At 46.9% G+C, this 6,000-nt stretch carries 2 protein-coding genes; both read left to right on the plus strand.

From position 1 onward, the window contains the following. The first annotated feature begins 111 nt into the window (after positions 1 to 111). On the plus strand, positions 112 to 2,223 hold the full coding sequence (locus QUA90_RS09780; protein ID WP_333445206.1) for a prolyl oligopeptidase family serine peptidase: 2,112 nt from the start codon (positions 112 to 114) through the stop codon (positions 2,221 to 2,223). Positions 2,224 to 2,994: 771 nt separating this feature from the next. Further along, positions 2,995 to 6,000: DUF4347 domain-containing protein (locus tag QUA90_RS09785; protein WP_333445207.1), on the plus strand; the 3,006-nt coding region annotated here is incomplete at its 3' end.

Below are 6,000 nucleotides of genomic sequence, written 5' to 3' on the forward strand. Positions count from 1 at the left end.
CAACCTGTCGGGTATTTGGTATTTGGTTTATGGTCTTGAGTTTCGTTGTTCCCTGTCGTCACTGCCGCGAAAGGGTAAACTGGAAAAAGTTACCGAGAGTAGTAAAAAATCATGACCAAATTCGATCGACCTTTCACCTACCCCACAACCCGCAAAATCGACCAAACAGACGACTACCACGGCGTCAAAGTATCCGACCCTTACAGGTGGCTGGAAAATCCTGACTCAGAGGAAACCCAAGCTTGGGTGGAAGCCCAAAATCAAGTTACCTTTGCCTACCTCAACGAAATTCCGGCGCGGGAAAAAATCAAACAGCGCCTGACTCAACTTTGGGATTACGAGAAATACGGCATACCTTTCAAAGAAGGATCTCGCTATTTCTACTACAAGAATGACGGCCTGCAAAATCAATCCGTACTCTACACATTAACATCCCTCGACACCGAACCCAAAGTATTAATTGACCCCAACACTCTCTCAGAAGATGGAACCGTTGCTCTGGGTGGCGTAGCTATCAGCGAAGATGGCAAATACATGGCCTACGGTTTGTCAAGTTCTGGTTCCGACTGGCAGGAATGGAAAGTCCGCGATGTGGCAACCGGAGAAGATTTATCAGACCATTTAAAGTGGATTAAATTTTCTGGCGCTTCATGGACTCATGACGGCAAAGGCTTTTTTTATAGTCGCTACGACGAACCCAACGAAAAAAGCAAGCACGAAGAAGTTAACTATTACCAAAAACTGTTTTACCACCAAATCGGCACCCCCCAATCTGAAGACGTATTAATCTACGAGCGACCCGACCAAAAAGAGTGGGGATTTAGCGGCGGCGTCACCGAAGATGGCAAATACTTGATTATCTCAGTTTGGCAAGGAACTGAAACCAAAAACTTGATTTTCTACAAGGATTTAACTGCACCGGAATCAACCGTTGTAGAACTGATTAGCGAATTCGAGGCTGAGTACAGTTTCATCGACAATGAAGGCTCTATTTTCTGGTTTCAAACAAACTTGAATGCACCGTTGGGCCGCGTAATTGCGATCGACACCAACAACCAACCTCCCTCATCCCTCGCTTGTGATGAAACTCCCCCGTCGCCCAGAGAGGGGGGGTTCACAGAAATTATCCCCGAAGCAGCAGAAACTCTCGAAGGCATAGGCCTGCTGAACAATCAATTTGTGGCTTCCTACTTGAAAGACGCCTACACTCAGATTAAAATCTTTAACTTAGATGGCTCTTTCGTGCGAGAAGTTGCCTTGCCCGGAATCGGTTCGGCGGGAGGATTCAGCGGCAAGAGGCACGACACCGAAACTTTTTATGCTTACACCAGTTTCACTGCACCTAACATCATCTATCACTACAATATGGTGACAGATAAAAGTACGATTTATCGGCAGCCAAATGTCGATTTTAATCCCGACGATTACGAAACAAAACAAGTATTTTACCCCAGCAAAGACGGTACGCAAGTACCCATGTTTATCACCCACAAGAAAGGCTTGCACTTTGATGGCAATAACCCCACTTATCTTTACGGCTACGGCGGTTTTGGCGTGTCCCTAACTCCGAGTTTTTCGATTAGCAATGTCGTATGGCTGGATCTGGGCGGAGTTTATGCGATCGCCTGTTTGCGGGGGGGCGGCGAGTACGGCGAATCATGGCACCAAGCAGGGACAAAGTTGAATAAGCAAAACGTGTTTGATGACTTTATAGCTGGCGCTGAATGGCTGATCGAAAACAAATACACCAAACCTGCAAAATTGGCGATCGCAGGTGGTAGCAACGGCGGTTTATTAGTAGGGGCTTGCATGACTCAGCGACCGGAATTGTTCGGTGCAGCATTGCCCGCAGTCGGGGTTATGGATATGCTGCGCTTCCACAAGTTTACCATTGGTTGGGCCTGGACTTCGGAATACGGTTCTCCCGAAAATGCCGAGGAATTTCCGACAATTTACGGCTATTCTCCCCTGCACAATCTCAAACCGGGAACGGCTTATCCGGCGACAATGATTACAACTGCCGATCACGACGATCGAGTGGTTCCCGCCCACAGTTTCAAGTTTGCTTCTGCTTTGCAAGAAACCCACGCGGGAGAAAAACCAGTGTTAATTCGCATTGAAACTAAAGCGGGACACGGGGGTGGCAAACCTACAGCTAAAGTGATTGAAGAATTGGCTGATGAATGGGCTTTTTTAGTGCGCGAACTCGATATTGACGCTTAGCAAGCGGCGTTAGAGGATGCGATCGACGCAGTTTGATGATTTAGATAAAAACAGGGTGTAAAGGGCGATCGTACTTTTTGAACTGAAGGGCGATCGTTCTTTTTTGTCACCGCAATCCTGGTATTAACATATATAATTTGTCAACTTTTTTTGTTAACTTTTGTAGCGTTAAGTTGTTATTATTACATGGCTGTGAGTTTACTGCACACCCAATTAGTATAAGTATAAATCTCTAGAAATACGGTACTCTCAACTTTTAAGAGCGATCGCACCTCAAAGTCAAAATCTGCCAATTTTTAGGAAATTAATATTTTCAGTATATTTACGGTTCAAGCTGTCTGAGCCAGCCTCGATATCACCAGACTAAGAACAGCAGTATGAGGGGTTAGACCCCTTGTGCTGATAAATCCGTAAGTAATTTACCATATAACTAACCTTAGACCTGATATCATTTTCCCCAAAAATAGAGCATTTTCGCTAATATAAAGGCTGTTACCCCTTATTCATGTTAGAATTTGCAGCCATCTGTCGGATCAGGACATCCAAGGGCGATCGCAGTAAATCCTGTCTAATGATTGACTAACATCAAAAATAACAAATATAGGCAACTATTATGTCTCATAAAAAATAAGGTTCCCAACTTTATATTTGAAAGTTTATCGTCATCTATGAAAATGGGTAGCTTAGATTTAGCAACCAAATCAACCAAAAATGAAAACCATCCCAAATCTGTCAAATTGGTCATCTACACAAACAGGGAAATCTACCAATATGGAAACTAAAATCTTGAGACAAGCTAGCCATAAAGCAGAGACGGCTAGCCGAAAAAATCTAGCGATTGTGGATTCAAAAGTAGAAAACTACCAAGAGTTTCTCAGGGGAGTGAAAAGCGATACAGAAGTAATCCTACTCGATAGAACCCGGGATGGAATCGAACAAATTGCCGAAATAGCAGCATCGCGGCACAGCCTCAACAGCATTCAAATAGTTGCTCACGGCGCATCAGCATCAGTAGAAATCGGGTCAACAGAACTCAATATTCACAATATAGAAACCTATTCCAGCCAATTACAGCAGTGGGGTAAAGCTCTCAACGAAACAGGTAGTATTCTGCTATTAAGTTGCAACACAGGCGCCGGGGAATCAGGTCTAGAATTCCTACAAAAACTCAGCCAAATAACAGGAGCAAATGTTGCAGCTTCCAATAATTTAACTGGTAGTGCAGCACTAGGTGGCGACTGGGAATTAGAAATTACCACAGGGCAAATAAATACCGAAATAGCCTTTGAAAAAGAAGTCCTAGAAGGCTACACATCAGTCCTGGCTACATTAGCGGCTGAAGAATTTAAAAATACAACAGTAATCGGGCCTTGGATATATGGAGTTGGCAACCCCACTACAGCTAACCCAGGCTTAACCGCAGGTAGTACACAAAACTCCAGCGGCGTTATTCCGGCTTTAGGGACGGGCGATACACCCGGAAGCGGTACTTTGAGATTAACCTCAAACGCCTTTGGACAATCAGCTTTTGTAATCTACAACAACCCCATCTCTGCCACTGAGGGTCTGAGAGTTACCTTTGATTTCTTTGCCTATAACAGAGGTACTGTCCCTTCTTCAGGGGATGGTTCCGTCCTTGGTGCCGATGGCATTAGTTTTTTCCTCATTGACGGAACAGCTACGCCAACACAAGCGGGAGGCTTTGGCGGCTCTCTCGGCTATGCTCAGAATACTAATTCAAATTCACCGGGTATTGTAGGAGGTTATTTAGGTGTCGGATTAGACGAATTTGGCAATTATTCTAGCACCATTGCTGGAAAACAGGGTGGCGGCATCTTGAACAATGGAACTGATAGGCTACCTGATGCAGTAGGACTTAGAGGCAGGGCAAGCACAATCCCAACCGAAAATTATAAATTTTTAGGTTCTAGCCTTTTAACTAACAGTTTGACTGGCGTTTCCATTGGGATAGACAATAAAGATACAAGCATTCGTGCAGAGGCTAAAAGAAGCGTCCAAGTTACATTATTCCCGACGACTTCAGCAACACCTAACCGTCTGACTGTTGCCTTAGACTTGGACGGTAGTGGCACATTTGATGCGGGTGAAACACTGATCGACATATCAAATTTGACAACCATAAACGGAGAAGTGCCACGTACTTTTAAATTTGGCTTTGCTGCTTCGACCGGGGGAAATACAAACATTCACGAAGTTAACAATGTCGTCGTCCAAAGTATAGATCCGCCTACACTCGTAGCCGACGTTTCCATTGTTAAAAAAGGCCCGCTGTTCGCCACACCCAACAGCACCATAACCTATACGATTATCTCCACAAATAACGGGCCAAACAACGCCGAAAGCGTCCTGATTCAAGATCCTCTGCCCGCGGGCTTAATACCAGTCAGCATATCTGACGGCGGTACTTTAGACAGCAAAACGCGAACTGTCATCTGGCCGGCGATTCAGACTCTGGCTAACGGTGCTAGCCAAACCCGCACCATCACCGCCACAGTTTCCCCAACAGTCACAGCTCCCTTAACTAACACTGCCTATAGCACATCCAGCACTTTCGACCCAAATCTAGCTAACAACAATAGTTCCCAACCCATCTCTCAAGTCTCAACTACAATTGTTGCTGCTCTTGCCGATGTTGTTACCACCAAAACCGGGACTACGGCAGCAGCACCGGGTGAAACAGTTACTTACACAATTTCCACAGTCAACAACGGGCCAAGCACAGCCGCAAACGTCACCGTTACCGACAGCATTGTTCCCGGTTTACAAATAGTTAGTCTACCCAACGAGGCTGTTTACAATCCAGATACTGGGATTGTCACCTTCCCACCGATTCCCAGCTTGCCTTCCGGTGCTCCTGCCATTAACACAGTCCGCTTCATCGCACCTGCATCTGCATCTGGCAGCGTCACCAACACTGCCAGAAATACCTCAGCTACCCCAGATCCTTTTCCTGAGAACAACAACGGCACTGATCCGCTGGCTACAGTCACCACAACTCTGACACCTAGTGCCGATGTCGTTACCACCAAAACCGGGACTACGGCAGCAACACCAGGTGAAAGAGTTACTTACATAATTTCCACAGTCAACAACGGCCCAAGCACAGCCGAAAACCTCACAATTACTGACAACATCGTTGGCGCCGTAACAGAAGTCAACGGCGGTGTCTACGATCCCAATACAGGTATTGTCCGCTTCCCGCCAGTCACCAGCTTAGCCAGCGGTGCCGCCGTCACCAACACAGTCAGCTTCATCGTACCTGCATCCGGCAGCGTCACCAACACCGCCAGAAGTACCTCAACTACCGCTGACCCGACTCTGGACAACAACGCATCTACAGTCACCACAACTCTGACACCACCTCCAACTCCCAACCAACCGCCAGAGGCCAACAATGCCACCTCCAGCCTAGGGCCCAACAGCAGCCAGTTAGTCACGGGATTGGGAGGCCGCGACCTCGACCCCGACGGGTCGATCGTCTCTTACACGATCAACACCCTGCCCTCACCAGACCAAGCAGTCCTGTTTTTAGGAGATCCAGCCAACGGTGGCGTACCAGTGACACCAGGCCAAGTCCTGACTCCAGCACAGTTGCAGCAACTATTTTTCCAAACGACGGGCACCTTTACAGGAAGCAATTTCACCTACAGCGCCACAGACAACAGCGGTGCTATCAGTCCCCCTGCTACCGCTACTGTGGATGGACTGATAGCACCAACTCCCACACCGACTCCCACACCAACTCCCACACCGACT

The organism is Microcoleus sp. D3_18_C4 (assembly GCF_036702355.1).
In the GTDB taxonomy this organism is placed as follows: Bacteria; Cyanobacteriota; Cyanobacteriia; order Cyanobacteriales; family Microcoleaceae; genus Microcoleus.